At 72.1% G+C, this 15,433-nt stretch carries 10 protein-coding genes and 2 pseudogenes; 6 read left to right on the top strand and 6 right to left on the bottom strand.

From position 1 onward, the window contains the following. The first annotated feature begins 269 nt into the window (after positions 1–269). Together ACWCPI_RS00320 and ACWCPI_RS00315 are read left to right on the top strand one after the other, a co-directional pair. Positions 270–1,378 (top strand): annotated as a pseudogene (locus ACWCPI_RS00320) (glycoside hydrolase family 43 protein). A 1-nt stretch (position 1,379) separates the two neighbouring features. Further along, a pseudogene (locus ACWCPI_RS00315) lies at positions 1,380–2,595 on the top strand (RICIN domain-containing protein). 9 nt (positions 2,596–2,604) lie between these two features. On the opposite strand, the gene ACWCPI_RS00310 reads toward ACWCPI_RS00315, so the two are convergent. Beyond that, positions 2,605–4,269: a rhamnogalacturonan lyase B N-terminal domain-containing protein gene (locus ACWCPI_RS00310; RefSeq protein WP_451035957.1), complete on the bottom strand. Its 1,665-nt coding sequence runs from the start codon at positions 4,267–4,269 to the stop codon at positions 2,605–2,607. A gap of 189 nt (positions 4,270–4,458) precedes the next feature. Between ACWCPI_RS00310 and ACWCPI_RS00305 the strand changes: the two genes are divergently transcribed. Continuing rightward, complete coding sequence (locus ACWCPI_RS00305) at positions 4,459–5,511, top strand: rhamnogalacturonan acetylesterase (RefSeq protein WP_451035956.1); 1,053 nt, start codon at positions 4,459–4,461, stop codon at positions 5,509–5,511. A 70-nt stretch (positions 5,512–5,581) separates the two neighbouring features. Beyond that, complete coding sequence (locus ACWCPI_RS00300) at positions 5,582–7,303, top strand: DUF2264 domain-containing protein (RefSeq protein WP_451035955.1); 1,722 nt, start codon at positions 5,582–5,584, stop codon at positions 7,301–7,303. 237 nt (positions 7,304–7,540) lie between these two features. Here ACWCPI_RS00300 and ACWCPI_RS00295 read toward each other — a convergent pair whose 3' ends face one another. From ACWCPI_RS00295 to ACWCPI_RS00285, 3 genes are read right to left on the bottom strand one after another with little or no spacing between them, the layout of a single operon-like run. Beyond that, complete coding sequence (locus ACWCPI_RS00295) at positions 7,541–8,143, bottom strand: TetR/AcrR family transcriptional regulator (RefSeq protein WP_451035954.1); 603 nt, start codon at positions 8,141–8,143, stop codon at positions 7,541–7,543. A gap of 44 nt (positions 8,144–8,187) precedes the next feature. Continuing rightward, positions 8,188–8,892: a response regulator gene (locus ACWCPI_RS00290; RefSeq protein ID WP_451036342.1), complete on the bottom strand. Its 705-nt coding sequence runs from the start codon at positions 8,890–8,892 to the stop codon at positions 8,188–8,190. 17 nt (positions 8,893–8,909) lie between these two features. Beyond that, complete coding sequence (locus ACWCPI_RS00285; protein WP_451035953.1) at positions 8,910–9,797, bottom strand: sensor histidine kinase; 888 nt, start codon at positions 9,795–9,797, stop codon at positions 8,910–8,912. Positions 9,798–9,936: 139 nt separating this feature from the next. Here ACWCPI_RS00285 and ACWCPI_RS00280 point away from each other — a divergent pair, with 139 nt between their 5' ends. Both ACWCPI_RS00280 and ACWCPI_RS00275 read left to right on the top strand, forming a co-directional pair. Beyond that, positions 9,937–10,662 (top strand): ABC transporter ATP-binding protein, encoded by a 726-nt coding sequence (locus ACWCPI_RS00280; RefSeq protein ID WP_451035952.1) that lies wholly within the window; start codon positions 9,937–9,939, stop codon positions 10,660–10,662. Next, positions 10,659–12,980, top strand: a complete 2,322-nt coding sequence (locus tag ACWCPI_RS00275) for an ABC transporter permease (protein ID WP_451035951.1) — start codon at positions 10,659–10,661, stop codon at positions 12,978–12,980. The genes ACWCPI_RS00280 and ACWCPI_RS00275 overlap by 4 nt, the downstream gene beginning before the upstream one ends. Positions 12,981–13,067: 87 nt before the next feature. On the opposite strand, the gene ACWCPI_RS00270 is transcribed toward ACWCPI_RS00275, so the two are convergent. Both ACWCPI_RS00270 and ACWCPI_RS00265 read right to left on the bottom strand, forming a co-directional pair. Beyond that, on the bottom strand, positions 13,068–14,387 hold the full coding sequence (locus ACWCPI_RS00270; protein ID WP_451035950.1) for a jacalin-like lectin: 1,320 nt from the start codon (positions 14,385–14,387) through the stop codon (positions 13,068–13,070). Between the two features lie 239 nt (positions 14,388–14,626). Next, positions 14,627–15,433, bottom strand: a complete 807-nt coding sequence (locus ACWCPI_RS00265) for an ABC transporter permease (RefSeq protein WP_451035949.1) — start codon at positions 15,431–15,433, stop codon at positions 14,627–14,629.

Below are 15,433 nucleotides of genomic sequence, written 5' to 3'. Positions count from 1 at the left end.
AACAGAAAGACAGAAAATCGGATGGCTGATCGGGCGCCGGGCTCGTGGTGGGCGGAAGCGGTGGGCCTGGCCGACCACCGGCGGCCGCAGGGCCGGCCGTGTCGAGCCGTGTTCACCCCGTCGGACCCGTTGACCTCCTCTTGTCACACCCTTACCTTTTCGGCGTTCGTAATCACAGATGATGTACGAAATCCCGGACAGCGGCAGATGTCTGGCGAGGCATCAGGTGATGACGCCGTGTGTCCCCCATGGAGAGGCAGGCCCCCCGCATGAGCCGCGACCGCGACCACGCTCTGCCCGACCCCCCCCCAGCCGCAGGGTGCTGCTGATGGGCGCCGCAGCCGCCGGTGCCCTCGTCGCCGTCCCCGGTGCCGCCCAAGCCGCCACCGCCGCCACGACGGCCCCACCGGACGGGCGGCCCGGGCCGGCCCCCTTCGTCAACCCGCTCGTCCGCAACCGGGCCGACCCGCACATCCACCGGCACAAGGACGGTTTCTACTACTTCACCGCCACCGCACCCGAGTACGACCGGATCATCCTGCGCCGCTCCCGCACCCTGGGCGGACTCGGCACGGCGGACGAGTCCGTCATCTGGAGGGCCCACCCCACCGGCCCCATGGGCGCCCATGTCTGGGCGCCCGAACTGCACCGCGTCGGCGGCAAGTGGTACATCTACTTCGCCTCCGCGCCCGCCGAGGACGTCTGGGCGATCCGCATATGGGTGCTGGAGAACGCCCACCGCAACCCCTTCAAGGGCACCTGGGTGGAGAAGGGCCAGGTCAAGACGGCCTGGGAGACCTTCTCCCTGGACGCCACCACCTTCACCCACCGGGGCAGGCGCTACCTCGCCTGGGCCCAGCACGAGCCCGGCACATCCGGCAACACCGGCATCTTCCTGTCCGAGATGGCCAACCCGTGGACCCTGAAGGGACCTCAGGTGCGCCTGTCCACACCGGAGTACGACTGGGAGTGCATCGGCTTCAAGGTCAACGAGGGACCGTACGTCCTCAAGCGCAACGGTCGCCTGTTCATGACGTACTCGGCCAGCGCCACCGACTCCCACTACTGCATGGGCCTGCTGACCGCCGACGCCGACAGCCACCTCCTGGACCCGACGAGCTGGACCAAGTCGCCGACGCCGGTCTTCACCAGCAACGACACCACCAAGCAGTACGGCCCCGGCCACAACTGCTTCACCGTCGCCGAGGACGGCCGCACCGACGTCCTCGTCTACCACGCCCGCCAGTACAAGGAGATCAACGGCGACCCCCTGAACGACCCCAACCGCCATACCCGCATCCAGCAGCTCGGCTGGAAGCCGGACGGGACCCCCGACTTCGGCATCCCGGTCGCCGACACCGCGCGGTCAGGAGAATGACATGAGACGCGCGTACGCCACCCTTCTCGCCCTGTGCCTCGGTCTGTTCGGCGCCCTCGCCACCGCGGGCCCCGCCCAGGCGGCGCCGCAGACCCTCATCAACGGCACGCAGTTCAAGGACACCGCGGGCAACCCGGTGCACGCCCACGGCGGCGGCGTCCTCAAGGTCGGCTCCCACTACTACTGGTAACGGCACCGACTACAGCGAGGCCCGCGCCGCGGTCGCCGTCTCCGACACCGTCGACGGGAACTACACGTGGCAGGGCAGCTTCCGGCCGCTCGGCCAGCACATGTCCCGCGACATCACGGTCTTCGTCGACACCGACGGCGCCGGTTACATGATCTCCGCGGCCCGCGAGAACCAAGACCTGCAGATCTACCGCCTCACCGCCGACTACACCGGCATCGCTAGCCTGGCCGCCAACCCCTGGCCGGGCGGTCACCGCGAGGCCCCCGCGCTGTTCAAGCGGAACGGCGTGTACTTCATGCTGACCTCGGGCGCCACCGGCTGGAACCCCAACCAGCAGCAGTACGCCACGGCCACCAGCATCACCGGCCCCTGGTCGGCCATGAGGAACATCGGCGACTCCACGACGTACGGTTCGCAGACCGCCTACGTCCTGCCGGTGCAGGGCGGTTCCGGAACCTCGTACCTGTACATGGGGGACCGCTGGGGCAACTCCTTCGGCGGCACCGTCAACGACTCGCGTCACGTGTGGCTGCCGCTGACCTTCTCCAACTCGACGACGATGGCGATGTCCTGGTCGCCGGAGGTCACCGTCGACACGGCCGCCGGGACCGTATCCGGCGTCAGCGCCACGTACCACACCCTCGTCGCCCGCCACTCCGGCAGGTGCGCGGACGTGACCAGCCGGTCGCTGTGGCAGGGGGCCCAGGTCAAGCAGTACGACTGCAACGGCGGCACCAACCAGAAGTACTGGTTCAGATCCGTCGGCAGCGGCTCCTACCAGCTGATGGCCAGGAACAGCAGCCTGTGCCTGCAGGAGAACGCGAGCACGGTCACGCAGGAGAACTGCGACGCCTCCGCGACCGGCCAGCACTGGTCGGTCACCGCCGGCGGCTCCTACGTGAACGTCAGGTCCCGCGCCAGTGGCGAGTGCCTGGACGTGAACGGCGCGTCCACCGCCAACTCCGCCGCCATCATCACGTACACCTGCAACGGAGGTACCAATCAGCAGTGGACGCGCGGGACATGACCGCTGTTCCTACGCCAGCAGGTCGATCGCGTCGATCGCCGTGCCGGCGCTGAGATAGCCCGTCGTCCCCGAACCGCTCACCACGTCGATCCTGAGCACGTTGTACCGGCCGGTGTCCGTCTGCCAGGCGGACGCCGGCACGCTGTACGTGAAGGTGTGGTTGTTGCCCCGGTAGGAACCGTTGGTCAGCGAACGGGTGCTCGGCTGAACGGGCGGGGCCGGGACGGCCGACGTCCAGCTGTCGTTCACCGTGACCTGAGGCCGGCCGTTGGCGTAGGCCGTCGTCACCCCGATCCGCAGGGTGTGCGCGGCCGCCGCCTGGGCCGCCGTCAGCCTGAAGTACACCAGAATCCCGCTGTTGACGTCCTTCCAGAGGTAGCAGGGGAAGGACGCCGTCTCGTTGCTGCCGATCACCACGTTGCCGGTCCAGGGGGCGGCCCGTACGTCGGAGGGGTGGGCGTACGTCATCAGGTCGGCGTTCTTGAAGCCGCTCGGCGTGCCGTTCCAGTCACCGATCCGCCAGATCGCGGAGGCGTCGGCCGGGTCGGCCGAGGCCGGGACGGCGATCGTGTGGAGGGCGGTCGTGGCGCCCGCGGACACGCTCACCGGCGTGCCGTACACCGCCAGCTCACCCTTGAAGACGGTCAGCGTGTACGTCCCCGGCAGCACACCCGGGACGGAGAACCAGCCGTCCGAGGCGCGCGCCGAACCCCAGTACTGGGCGGACGCGTTGGCCAGTCCCACCGTGTACGGGTGGGCGGGGTTCCGGCCGGAGATCCCGACGCCCGTCACCCTGCCCCGGCCGCCCGCCCCCACATATCCCGGGATGCCGAGCGAGTCCGCCCACGGCGTCGTGAGCGTGCCCGGGTACAGCGCCGAGGAGGGCGCACCGCCGTCCGTGAAGGCGATGACGTACGGGCCCTGGAGGCCGAACCGCTGGGCCTCGGTCTGGTTCTGGCCGTAGTAAAGGATCTCGTACAGGCCGCCGCCGTCCGCGCTCTGGTGCCGCAGCAGCGAGCGGTAGAACGGGCCGCCGGACGCCTTCTCGTGGTTGCTGCGCACCATCCACAGGCCGACGCTCGCGGTCCGCCAGCCGATGTAGTCGTAGTCCTTGACCCGCACCTTCGAGTAGTGCTTGGAGCGGGTCTGGCCGTCGGCCTTGCGGAAGACGTCCGCGGCCTCGATGGCCGTGGGCGCGTAGGTGTAGGAGTCGGGCTCGTCGTTGAGGAACAGGCCCTTGCGCACGCGCAGGATGAAGCGGGTCGCCGAGACCGAGTCGTCGGCCTTGTTCGTCCAGAGGTAGATGTTGTTCTCGCCGCTGCGGGCCGCGTAGTAGTGCCGCAGGGTGCCGTAGGCGACCGAGATCAGGACGGTCGGCCCCGACTGCCGGATCGACACGGCGGAGGTGCCGAGCCCGGACTCGATGTGCGAGTTCTTGCCGCCGTAGCCCTGGTACTCCGTGCCGCGGTGAACGAGCGAGGTCAGGTCGCCGTTGGTCTTGCCGACCTTGAAGACGAGGTCGGCGCCGGTGTCGACGACGTAGTTCGAGCCGTCGTCCCTCCAGCCGAAGGCCGCGGCGGACGCGGTGCCGCCGAGGGCCGCTGAGCCCACCGCGGCCGCGGCTCCCAGGACGAAGGTGCGGCGTCGGACCGGTCTGTCGGTGGATCCGGGCATGGGGGTGCCTCCTTCGGGACGTGGGGGTTGCGGGTGTGAGTGAGAGTGACAGTTGAATCGATTTCGCGAAAGGGCTTTCACTTGGGGAAGTTGGCGAGGTCGCGAAATCAGGGAGAGGGGCTAGAAAGCGCTTGCCGTACCCGGTACGGTCCACCGCCAGGCCTTGTCGTCCGTGGAGGAGCCGACCGAATGAGACGTTTCAACCTCACCGTCCTGGCGGCGGTGGTCCTGAGCGCCGTCCTGTCGGCCGTACCGGCCCACGCGTCCGGGCCGTACTGCGGTCAGCGTGCGCTCGGCATCGAGAACTGCACCGCCGGCGTCTGCCACTTCGACGTCCCGCCCGGCACCTACGACGTGAAGGTCCTCCTCGGCGGCCAGAGCGCGTCCGGCACCAGCGTCACCGGTGAGACCCGCCGCGCCCTGATCCCGCAGACGGCGGTACCCGCCGGGGAGCGCGTCGCCCGCAGCTTCACCGTGGACGTCCGCACCCCCGAGGGCGAGCCCACCGGCCCCGCCGGAACCCCCGGCCTCGACCTGCGACTCGGCGGCTCGGCCCCCGCGCTCGCCGGCGTCCAGGTCACCCCGGCCCGGCACGCCCGCCGGATCTTCCTCGTCGGTGACTCCACCGTCTGCGACCAGCCCGGCGACCCGTACGCCGGCTGGGGGCAGCAGCTGCCGCGGTTCCTGCGCAAGGGGCTGTCCGTCGCCAACCACGCCGACTCCGGCGAGAGCACGGTCACCTATCTCGCCGACCCCCGGCTGTGGGCCACCGTCCAGCCGCGGATCCGCCCCCGCGACCTGGTCCTGATCCAGCTCGCCCACAACGACAAGACGACCGACGAGGCCACCTACCGCGCCAATCTGGAGACACTGGTGGCCGGTGTCCGCGCGCAGGGCGGTGAACCCGTCCTCGTCACTCCGGTCGTGCGCCGCTGGTTCAACGCCGACGGCACGCTGGACAACGGCACGGCCCTGCTGGTGAACGGTCTCGGCGTCAACCACCCGGCCGTCGTCCGCTCGGTCGCCGCCACCCGGGACGTCCCCCTGATCGACCTCACGGCCAGGACGAAGGCGCTGGTGGAGTCCCTGGGAGTCGAGGCGTCCAAGGCGCTGTACCTCTCCGACGAGAAGCGGGACAACACCCACACCTCGGTGCACGGCGCGACGGCGTACGCCGGCCTGGTCCGTGACGAACTCCTCGCCCTGCATCTGGTGCCCAAGGGCCTGGTACGGGTGGGATGAAACCCCTGGGGCGCCCCGACCGGAACCGGGGCGTCCCAGGTCTGAACCGAGCCGGCGAGAAAGAGAACCGATGCACCTGCCCCCCGACGACCGCGCCCTCAGCCCGCGCACCGGCTACACCCGCGCCCACTGGGAGGCGGCGGCCGACGCCCTGCTCGCCGCCGTGGAGCCGTACGCCACCGAGGACCGCGCCCTCTACCACCTCCCCGGTGACCGCCAGAGCTGGTCGGGACGCCTCTCCGACGGACTGGAGGGCTACGCCCGCACGCTCCTGCTCGCGGCCTTCCGCCGCGACGAGACCGCGCTGGAGCGCTACGCCGACGGGCTCGCCGCCGGTGTCTCGGGCGTCTGGCCCCGCATCGAGGACCGCGGCCAGCCCCTGGTCGAGGCCGCCTCGATCGCGCTCGCCCTGCGGCTGACCCGGCCGCTGCTGTGGGACCGGCTGGACGACTCGGTACGGCAGCGGGCAGCGGCCTGGCTCACCGACGCCGTGACCGCCGAAGCCTGGCCCTGCAACTGGGAGCTGTTCCCGGTGACGGTGGGCGGCTTCCTCCAGGAGATCGGCCACGCGGCCGAGGAGTCCCGCAAGGCGATCGACCGAGGACTGGAGCGGATCGAGGACTGGTACGTCGGCGACGGCTGGTACACGGACGGCGACGGCCGCAAGTTCGACCACTACAACGGCTGGGCGATGCACCTGTACCCGGTGCTGCACGCCTGGCTGGCGCGGGACGAGCGGCTGCTGGAGCTGTACGGGGGCCGCCTCTCGCGCCACCTGGAGGACTACGCCCGCCTGTTCGGCGGCGACGGCGCCCCCATGCACCAAGGGCGCTCCCTGACCTACCGCTTCGCGACCACGGCCCCCCTGTGGCTCGGAGCCCTCACCGGCCGTACCCCCCTCACCCCGGGGGAGACCCGGCGGCTGTCCTCCGGCGCGCTGAGGTACTTCCTGGAGCGGGGCGCGGTCGACGCACGCGGTCTGCTGACCCTCGGCTGGCACGGCCCCGACGAGACGATCCTGCAAGGCTATTCGGGCCCGGCCTCCCCGTACTGGGCGAGCAAGGGCTTCCTCGGCCTGCTGCTGCCGCCGGACCACGAGGTGTGGACGGCACCGGAGGAACCGGCCCCCGTCGAGCGCGCGGACGCCGTCACCGCGATCGCCGCCCCCAACTGGCTGGTGCAGTCCACGCGCACGGACGGTCTGGTCCGCCTCCACAACCACGGCAGCGAGGACGTCCGCTACGACCCGTACTACACGCGGCTCGCCTACTCGACCGCGACGGCGCCCACTGCGTCGTACGACAACAGCGTGATCGTCGGCGACGACCCGAGCCGCACGGACATCGTGCCGCTCGGGGTGGGAGAGGGCTGGGTGGCGTCCCGGCACGCGGCCGGTGACGGGGTCCGTGTCACCAGTGTGGTGGTGGTCGAGGGCGCGGTGGAGGTGCGTGTCCACCAGGTCGAGGGCGCCGCCTGCGGGACGCCCGTGCGCGTCACCGGGTGGGCGGCGGGTGAGGGCGTGCACGCCGAGATCGCCCCCGTCCTCGGTCTGTCGGGGGACGGGGAGCCGGCCGGTGTCACCGCCGACGGGCCCACCGTGTTCGTCGTCCTCGCCCGCCTCACGGCCGAGACCGACCCCGCACCGCTTCACGAGCTGGCGCAGGTGCGTCTCGTGCGGGCCGGTGAGGTCCACGTCCGCTGGAGCACGGGACGCGAGGTGCTGGTCCGGCCGGGGGCAGCGGCCGAGGACCGGCCGGTCACGGAGCCGACGGGGCGGACCGCGAGGGCGTAGGCGTGGGGGAGGGGACCTCACCGAGGCCGACGGTCCCCCGACCTCCTCCACAGCCCGGCCGGACCCGTCCTCCCCGCCTCGCCGGCTCCGGCGTCCACCGCGTCAGCCTCGGCTCACCGCTCCACCGGCGGGCGCCGGGGGCGGAATCGGGCGGCGAACCCGCCGGAGGCGAGCCGTCCGCGGGGTCCTCGTCGGAGGGGGGAGCCAGGAGACGGGCGCGGCTCGCGGTCCGCGTCGTCAGCGGGTCGGCTGGGGCGGCCGCAGGCCGTGCTCCTTGCGGGGCCAGTTCACGAGCGCCGTGTGCAGCGCGTCGACGGCACGCTCCCAGGACCGCCTTACGTCACGGGGGGCGCCGAAGGCACCGGTCGACTCCAGGGAGCAGTAGCCGTGGAAGGTGCTGCGCAGCAGACGGACGGCGTCGGTGAGGTCGGGTTCCTCCAGGCCGTAGGCGCGCAGCATGCCGTAGGTGATCTCCGCGGTGCGGCGCACGGCGGGGGAGTCGGCGACGAGGGCCTGGTCGATCCGGATCTGGGTCGCCGCGTACCGCCCGGGGTGCGCCAGGGCGTAGTCCCGGTAGGCGTCCGCGAAGGCGGTGAGCGCGTCCTTGCCGGCGCGTCCGGCGACGGCGGCGGCGATCCGGTCGATCATCTCGCCGCCGGCCAGCAGGGCGACCCGCGTCCGCAGGTCCTGAAGATTCCTCACGTGCGAGTACAGGCTCGCGTCCTTCACGCCGAAGTGCCGGGCCAGCGCGGACAGGCTGACGTTCTCGAACCCGACCTCGTCGGCGAGTTCCGCGGCGGCCGCGGTGAGGCGGTCGGCGGTCAGTCCTGCGCGGGCCATGGGGTCCTTCCGGCCGGGGAAACCTGGGGTGACTGGGCAGGATGCTAATGCCCGCCCCCAGCCCCGCCGCCGTGGCCGGGGCGGACCAGTCCCGTCTCATACGCCAGTACCACGGCCTGGGCGCGGTCGCGCAGGGACAGCTTGGCGAAGATCCGTGCCACGTGCGACTTCACCGTGGCCTCGCTCAGCGTGAGGTGCGCCGCGAGTTCCGTGTTGGACAGGCCACGGCCCAGGAGCGTGAGGACCTCCCGTTCGCGGGGGGTCAGGGACTCCAGGTCGGAGGGGACGGCGGAGGGCGCCGCGGCGGGGTCCGGGGCGAAGCGCTCCACCAGGCGGCGGGTGATGGAGGGAGCCAGCAGGGCGTCCCCCGTGCTGACCAGGCGTACGGCCGCCGCCAGATGCTCGGGCGTGACGTCCTTGAGCAGGAAGCCGCTCGCACCGATCGACAGGGCCGTGTAGACGTAGCGGTCCAGGTCGAAGGTGGTGAGCATCAGCACCCGGCAGCCCGGGCTCTCCCGGAGGATGCGGCGGGTGGCGTCCAGGCCGTCCATGGCCGGCATGCGGATGTCCATCAGCACGACGTCCGGAGCGAGTTCACGCGCCTTCGCCACCGCCTCCACCCCGTCCGCCGCCTCACCGACCACCTCGATGCCGCGTACGGTCAGGATCAGCCGGAACCCGGTCCTGATCAGCGTCTGGTCGTCGACGACGAGCACACGAGGAGACCGCTCGGGCAGGGGCGCCGCCATGGGCGGCCCGGCTGTCGTCACGGCCGGTCCAGGGGGATGCGGGCCCGCACCCGGTAGCCCCCGCCGAGCCGGCGCCGGGCGTCCAGGTCACCGCCGTAGACCGCGACCCGTTCGCGCAGCCCGAGCAGGCCGCGCCCGGCGCCGTCCCGGTGCCGCGGCGCCGGGTGCGGCCCTCCGGGCGGCGGGCCGCCGGTGAGCACGCTCGGCCCGCTGTTCAGCACCTCCACGCGCAGCGCGTGGTCCGCGTACCGCACGGTGACCTCGGCCCTGCCTCCGTCGCCGTGCTTGAGCGCGTTGGTGAGCGCCTCCTGGACGATGCGGTACGCCGTCACGTCGATCCCCTGGGGCAGGGGGCGCGGGTCACCGGAGATCCGGACCTCGACCGGCAGCCCCGCGAAGGACACCCGGTCGACGAGTCGGCCGAGCCGGTCGAGGCCCGGCTGCGGGGTCAGGCCGGCGGTGGTGTCGTCGCCGTAGGGGTCCGGGCCCTTCCGCGGCCCCGCGTCGAAGTCCTCGTCCGCGCCGCTGGGCGACGGCGCCAACAGCCCCAGCAGATGCCGCAGGTCCGTCATCGCGCCCCGTCCCGCGTCCTCGACCGCCCGCAGGGCCGCCACGGCCTCGTCCGGCATGGTGCCCAGCACCTCCCGGGCGGCACCCGCCTGGACGACCATGAGGCTGACGTTGTGGCTGACGATGTCGTGCAACTCGCGGGCGATGCGGTCGCGTTCGGCGGCGATGGCGGCACGGGCCGCGCTCTCCCGCTCCCGCTCCAGCAGCCAGCCGCGCTCCCCGACGGCTTCCCGCCAGCGCCGCCGCGTCCGCAGCAGGGCCGCGGTCAGCGCCATCACGGCCGCGCACGCCACGGCCAGTGCCGCCGTGACCCCGCTCGTCTCCCAGTCCCCCATGGGGTTCACCTTGGCAGACGATCACCGGGTCCGCATCAGCCCCGGGATGCAGGTGCTGCATCTGCGGGATGAGACGCGGCGCCGGTTGCCACCCGCCGGGGGATGCCCCGCCCCGGGCCCGCCTCGTAGCGTCCTGCCCATGGTCACTGAGGACAACAGGGCAAACGCGCACGACGGGGAAGAAGTCGTCGTACGGCTCGACGGCGTGCGCAAGGAGTACGGCGAGACGACGGCGCTGGCCGGGGTGTCGCTGCGGATCCGAGCCGGGGAGGCGGTCGCGGTGATGGGGCCCTCCGGGTGCGGGAAGTCCACGCTCCTGAACATGATCGCCGGGCTGGACAGGCCGACGGGCGGCACGGTCGTCGTCCACGGGGAGAACGTGGGGGAGTTGAGCGAGAAGCAACTCGCCCTGTACCGGCGGCGCCGGATCGGGATGATCTTCCAGTTCTTCAACCTCATCGACGACCTCTCGGCGCTCGACAACGTCGCCCTGGCCGCCCAGCTGACCGGCACGCCCGCCCGGCAGGCCCGGCGCCGCGCGCTGGAGCTGTTCGAGGAGCTCGGCATCGCCGACCGCCGCAACGCCCATCCGGCGGTGCTCAGCGGCGGGGAACGCCAACGCGTCGCCGTGGCACGCGCGTTGATGAACCGCCCGGCCCTGCTGCTGGCCGACGAGCCGACCGGCGCCCTCGACAGCCGCGCCGGAGAGCAGGTGATGGACCTGCTCCTCGACCTCAACCAGATCGGGCAGACGCTGGTCCTGGTGACCCACGACGAGCATCTCGCCCGGCGCTGCGCAAGCCGCCTGTTCGAGTTCGCCGACGGCCGGGTGACCGGCGAGTACACCCTGGAGCCGTCCGCATGAGGGCCGTGTGGCGCGCCGCCCGCGCGGCGGTACGGCGACGCAGGCTCCAGACCCTCGTGATCGCACTGGTCACCCTGACCTCCACGACGGCCGTGGTGGTCGCCCTGGGCCTGCTCGACGCGGCCTCCGCCCCCTTCGACAAGACGTTCGCCGACCAGCGGGGCCCCCACGTCGTGGCCCTCTTCGATCCCGCGAAGGTCTCGGACGCTCGGCTGGCCGAGACGGTACGGCGGCCCGGCGTCGAGGCGGCCGCCGGGCCGTTCGCCCAGGCCACCGTCCGACTCCCCGACGACACGGCGAACTTCGGCCTGGGCATCGGCAGCGAGATCACGGTCGTCGGCCGCCCGGGGCCCGGCGGCCCGGTGGGCCGGCTGGACCTGTGGGCGGGCCGGTGGGCGACCCGTCCCGGCGAGGTCGTCCTGCACCGGCAGCCCGACTGGGCGCCGGACGACCTGGGCAAGCAGCTCAGACCGGCGTCGGGCGGCCCCGCCCTGATCATCGTCGGGTTCGCCTTCGACCTGAGCCGGACCGCGGACGCCTGGGTCGCGCCCGCACAGATCGACGCCCTGCGCCCTACGGCCGCCCAGATGCTGCTGCGCTTCCCCGACGCCTCCTCGGACGGTCGGCTGCGCGCACAGACGGCCGCCGTGACCGAAGGGCTCCCGTCGGGCGCGCTCACGGCCTCACGGTCGTATCTCGCCCTCAAGCACCAGGTGAGCGCCGCGGCCCGGGCGTACACGCCCTACCTGATGGCCTTCGGCATCCTCGGCATCGCGGTCGCGGTCCTCATCATCGCCAACGTCGTCAGCGGTGCCGTGATCTCCGGCTTCCGGCACATCGGCGTGCTGAAGGCCCTGGGATTCACTCCCTGGCAGATCGTCGCCGTCCACCTCACGATGGTCTGCGTACCCGCGGTGCTCGGCTGCGTGCTCGGCACCGTCGCGGGCAACCTGCTCGCACGGCCCTTGTTCGGTTCCGTGTTCACCGGCCCCGACGCGGGGGTGTTCCACGACACCGTCACCGTCCCGCCGTGGATCGACGCCCTCACCCTGCTCGGGATGCCCGGCGTCTGCGTGCTCGCCGCGCTGGTGCCCGCGCTGCGGGCCCACCGGATGTCGGCGGCACGCGCGATCAGCGCGGGCAGCACCCCGCGTGCCGGCCGCGCCCTGCGCATCCAGCGCCGGCTGGCGGGCAGCCGGCTGCCGCGCTCGGTGAGCCTCGGCATGGGACTGCCGTTCGCCCGGCCCGGACGCAGCGTCCTGACGCTCGCCGCCGTCGTCCTCGGCGTGACCACCGTGACGTTCGCCTCCGGACTGGCCACCACGATGACCCGGTTCGGGGAGGCCGGAACGGACGCCTACCAGGTGACGGTGTACGCCTCCCGCCACCAGGACGGCAAGGAGATCCAGCCGGAGCACGACGACCGTGAACTCGCCTCGCTCCTGCGCCGGTTGCCGGGCGCGAACGCGGTCACCGCCCGCGGGAACATCGACGTACGCCTGGCCGGCTCCGCGCACCCGGTGATGCTGGAGGGGCGCCGCGGTGACCGTCCGCAGCTGGACAGCGTGCTCACCCGGGGCCGGTGGACGCGCGACAGCGGTGAGGTCGTGGCCGGTTCGGCCTTCCTTCGCCAGAACGGCGTACGGGTCGGTGACCGGGTCGGCCTGGAGCACGGCGGGCGTACCGAACGGGTCCGTGTGGTCGGGGAGTTCATGCAGAGCAACGCCCGGGTCGTGGTCGCCGGCTGGGCCACGCTGACGGCGCTGGCGCCCGACGAGAAGCCCATCGCCTACCACGTGGGCCTGCGGGACGGCGCCGATCCGGACGCCTACGCCCGCGCGGCCCGCGCCGCGGACGGCGGTGTCTCCCCCGACGTGCGGGGCCCCGATCCCGTCACCCGGACCATCGTCGGCTCGGCCTCCGCGCTCACCTTGCTGCTCGCCGCGGTGGCCGCCCTCGGCGTCTTCAACACGGTCGTCCTCAACACCCATGACCGCCGACGTGACCTGGGGATGCTGAAGTCCATCGGAATGACGCCGCGGCAGGTCACGGTGATGACGGTGACGTCGATGGCCGTCCTGGGCGCGATCGGCTCGCTGCTCGGCATCCCGCTGGGCGTGGCGGGCCACCACCTGGTCGTCCCGCGCATGGCGGACGCCGTGGACATCACCCTGCCCGCCCACATGACGGACGTCTGGAACCTGCCGGCCCTGGCCGGACTCGCCCTCGCGGGCCTGGTGATCGCGGTGCTGGGCGCGTTCGTTCCGGCGCGGCGGGCCGGACGGTTGACGATCGCGCAGGTGCTGCGGAGCGAGTAGCGGGGCGGTGCCCCGGCACACAGCGCCCTCACCGAGCGGCTGCGGCACGCGGGTGCCGCAGCCGCTCGGTGCCGAGCGAGCGGGGCTTCAGCCGATCGGCGCGTACAGCACGCTCAGCTTGTCCACCTCGCTCCCCGAGCGACCCGTGAACCCGACGATCTGCCGGCCGGCCGGTGCCGTGAAGGTCCTGGTCGCCGAGGTGGGCGTACCGGCGGAGAGGGTGCGGCCCTTGTCCGTCGTGAAGGACGCCGAGAAGATCCGGGTGCGGCCGTCCTTCTGACCCTGGCTCAGCTTCACGGAGGTCAGGTGCTCGCCGGCGGCCAGGGTGAGTGACGTGGCCGTTCCTCCGCTGCCGCCGTGGGTGAGGGTCGTGCCGCCGTCATGCGTGAGGGACACCGCGTCGAGACGGGAGCCGCCGCGCAGCGTCAGGGTGCGGGGGGAGACCGAGGCGGGCAGGTCGTCGGCGTCGTTGAAGGCCGTGCCGTGCGGGCCGCCGAAGAAGTCGCTCGCCCGCAGGGACGGGTTCAGGGTGTAGGAGAAGTCGACCGCGTGCGGGAAGTGGTCGGAGAGGTGCTTGCCGTCGTCGCGGCGGAACTTCGCCCAGTCGTTGCGGTAGCGGGTCGCGTCGAGGGTCAGCAGGTCGCTGCCGCGGTACAGGACCTTGTCGACGACCTCGCAGTCGTCGGTCGGAGCCGTGGCGTCGCACACCAGCGCGTCGCTGCCGGCCGCCGGGGGCGTACCGCCCCTGACCAGCTGGACCCAGGCGTCCCGCAGCCCGTTCTCGCCGGTCAGCGTGCGGATGTTGTCGCCGGTCCGCGTGTAGCGGGTGTTGGTGTCGCCCATCACGATCACCGCGTTGCCCGACGAGTTCGCCCGGATGAAGTCCGACAGCTGCTGGATGTTGGCGCGCCGGGCGGCGAACGCGGCGTCGTCGCTGTCCGCGTTGGTGTGCACGTTGTACAGGTCCAGGAACACGCCCTCGGCGAGCCGTACCCGCGCGAGTGTGAACCCCTTCGGTGTCAGGCAGTTCGTTCCGGTGCAGTTCTTCCACCTCACCCGCTCGAAGTCCTCGAAGGAGTGGTCCGACAGGGTGTTCAGGCCGTCGCCGATGCCGGCCCCGCCGCTGGTGGCCGTGCGGTACGGGTGGGTGTCGTTGGCGTACAGCGAGGCATGGTAGTTGAAGTCCTCCTGGACGTTGACGATGTCGTACGGGGCCAGCCGCTGACCGATCAGCGGCGTGTTCGTCCCGGGATCGCTGTCGCCGAGGCCGAGGGGGAGGCCCGCGATGTTGTACGTCAGGACGTCGAAGGAGCCCGAGTCCGCCGCGGTGGCGGGCGGCGCGCCCGCGGTGGTGAGGCCGGTGAGTGCCAGTACGGCGGCGGTGAGGGCGCCGGTCAGTCTTCTCATGGGGTCCTGTCTTCGGTGGGGGAGGCCGGGCAGGGGACAAGCCGAGCAGGGATGGAAGAAGTGAACAGTGCTCAGGTTCGAGCCCAACCCCGATGCGGCGCAAGGGAAGTCGAGAAAACAGTGGGGGACGAGTGCCGTCACCGGGAGACGGCGTCCCGGTGACGCGCCGGCTCCCCGTCCCCGCCCCGGGAGTCGCGCACCCGGTCGTGAACGGCGCCCTTCAGGTTGCCGTGACCGGGTCAGCCGTTCACTCCCGTGTAGTGCCGCAGCGACCACCGCCACACCAGCCGCGCCCCCACGTACCCGGCGACGCCGAGCAGCGGAGAGGCGGCCGCCAGCCAGTACGGCACCCCGATGTCGTGGTCGTGGCCGGTCAGGACGGCCGTCGGGAGATAGGCGACGAACGCGAGGGGGAGGGCGTACGTCAGGAAGCCGCCCACGGCACGCGGCAGGACGTTGAGCGGGTAGCTGCCGAACGTGCCGAGGAGCTCCTCCAGCCAGCGGCCCCAGTGGTCGGCGGCCGGGAAGCGCAGGGCCGCACCGGCCACGAGCGTGAACAGCGCCGCCTCCAGGAGCATGCCGCCCAGCACGGCCGCGATCAGGTAGGCGACGCGGCCCGCCGTCCAGTCCAGGTCGCTGCGGGACAGAGCGCCCACCATCAGGCCCGCCGCGACCGTCAGGTCACCGATGGCGTTGGTGGGGAAGTAGGCGAGCTGGATCTGGCGGTGCACCGGCATGGGGCGCATCAGGTAGATGTCGACCCGGCCTTCCTGGATCTGCCGGCCCGCCCAGTGCATCCGCCCCAGGAACAGCACGAACAGCCCGTGCGCCAGCATCCGGACAGCCGGGATCAGCAGCACGTCCGAACTGTCCCAGCCGCCCATCCCGGTGAACCGGGACAGCAGCACCGTGGCGAAGACGATCACCGACACCTGCCAGATCGCCCCGATCGCGATCATCAGCAGGAACTCGGTGCGGTACTCCATCTGCGCGCGGAAGTTGAGCGCGGTCACCCGCCGGACGATCCGCAGAGCCTTCAGCGACAT

It is taken from the genome of Streptomyces sp. NPDC001920, from assembly GCF_053594495.1.
This window is presented reverse-complemented; position numbering and strand designations above follow the sequence as displayed.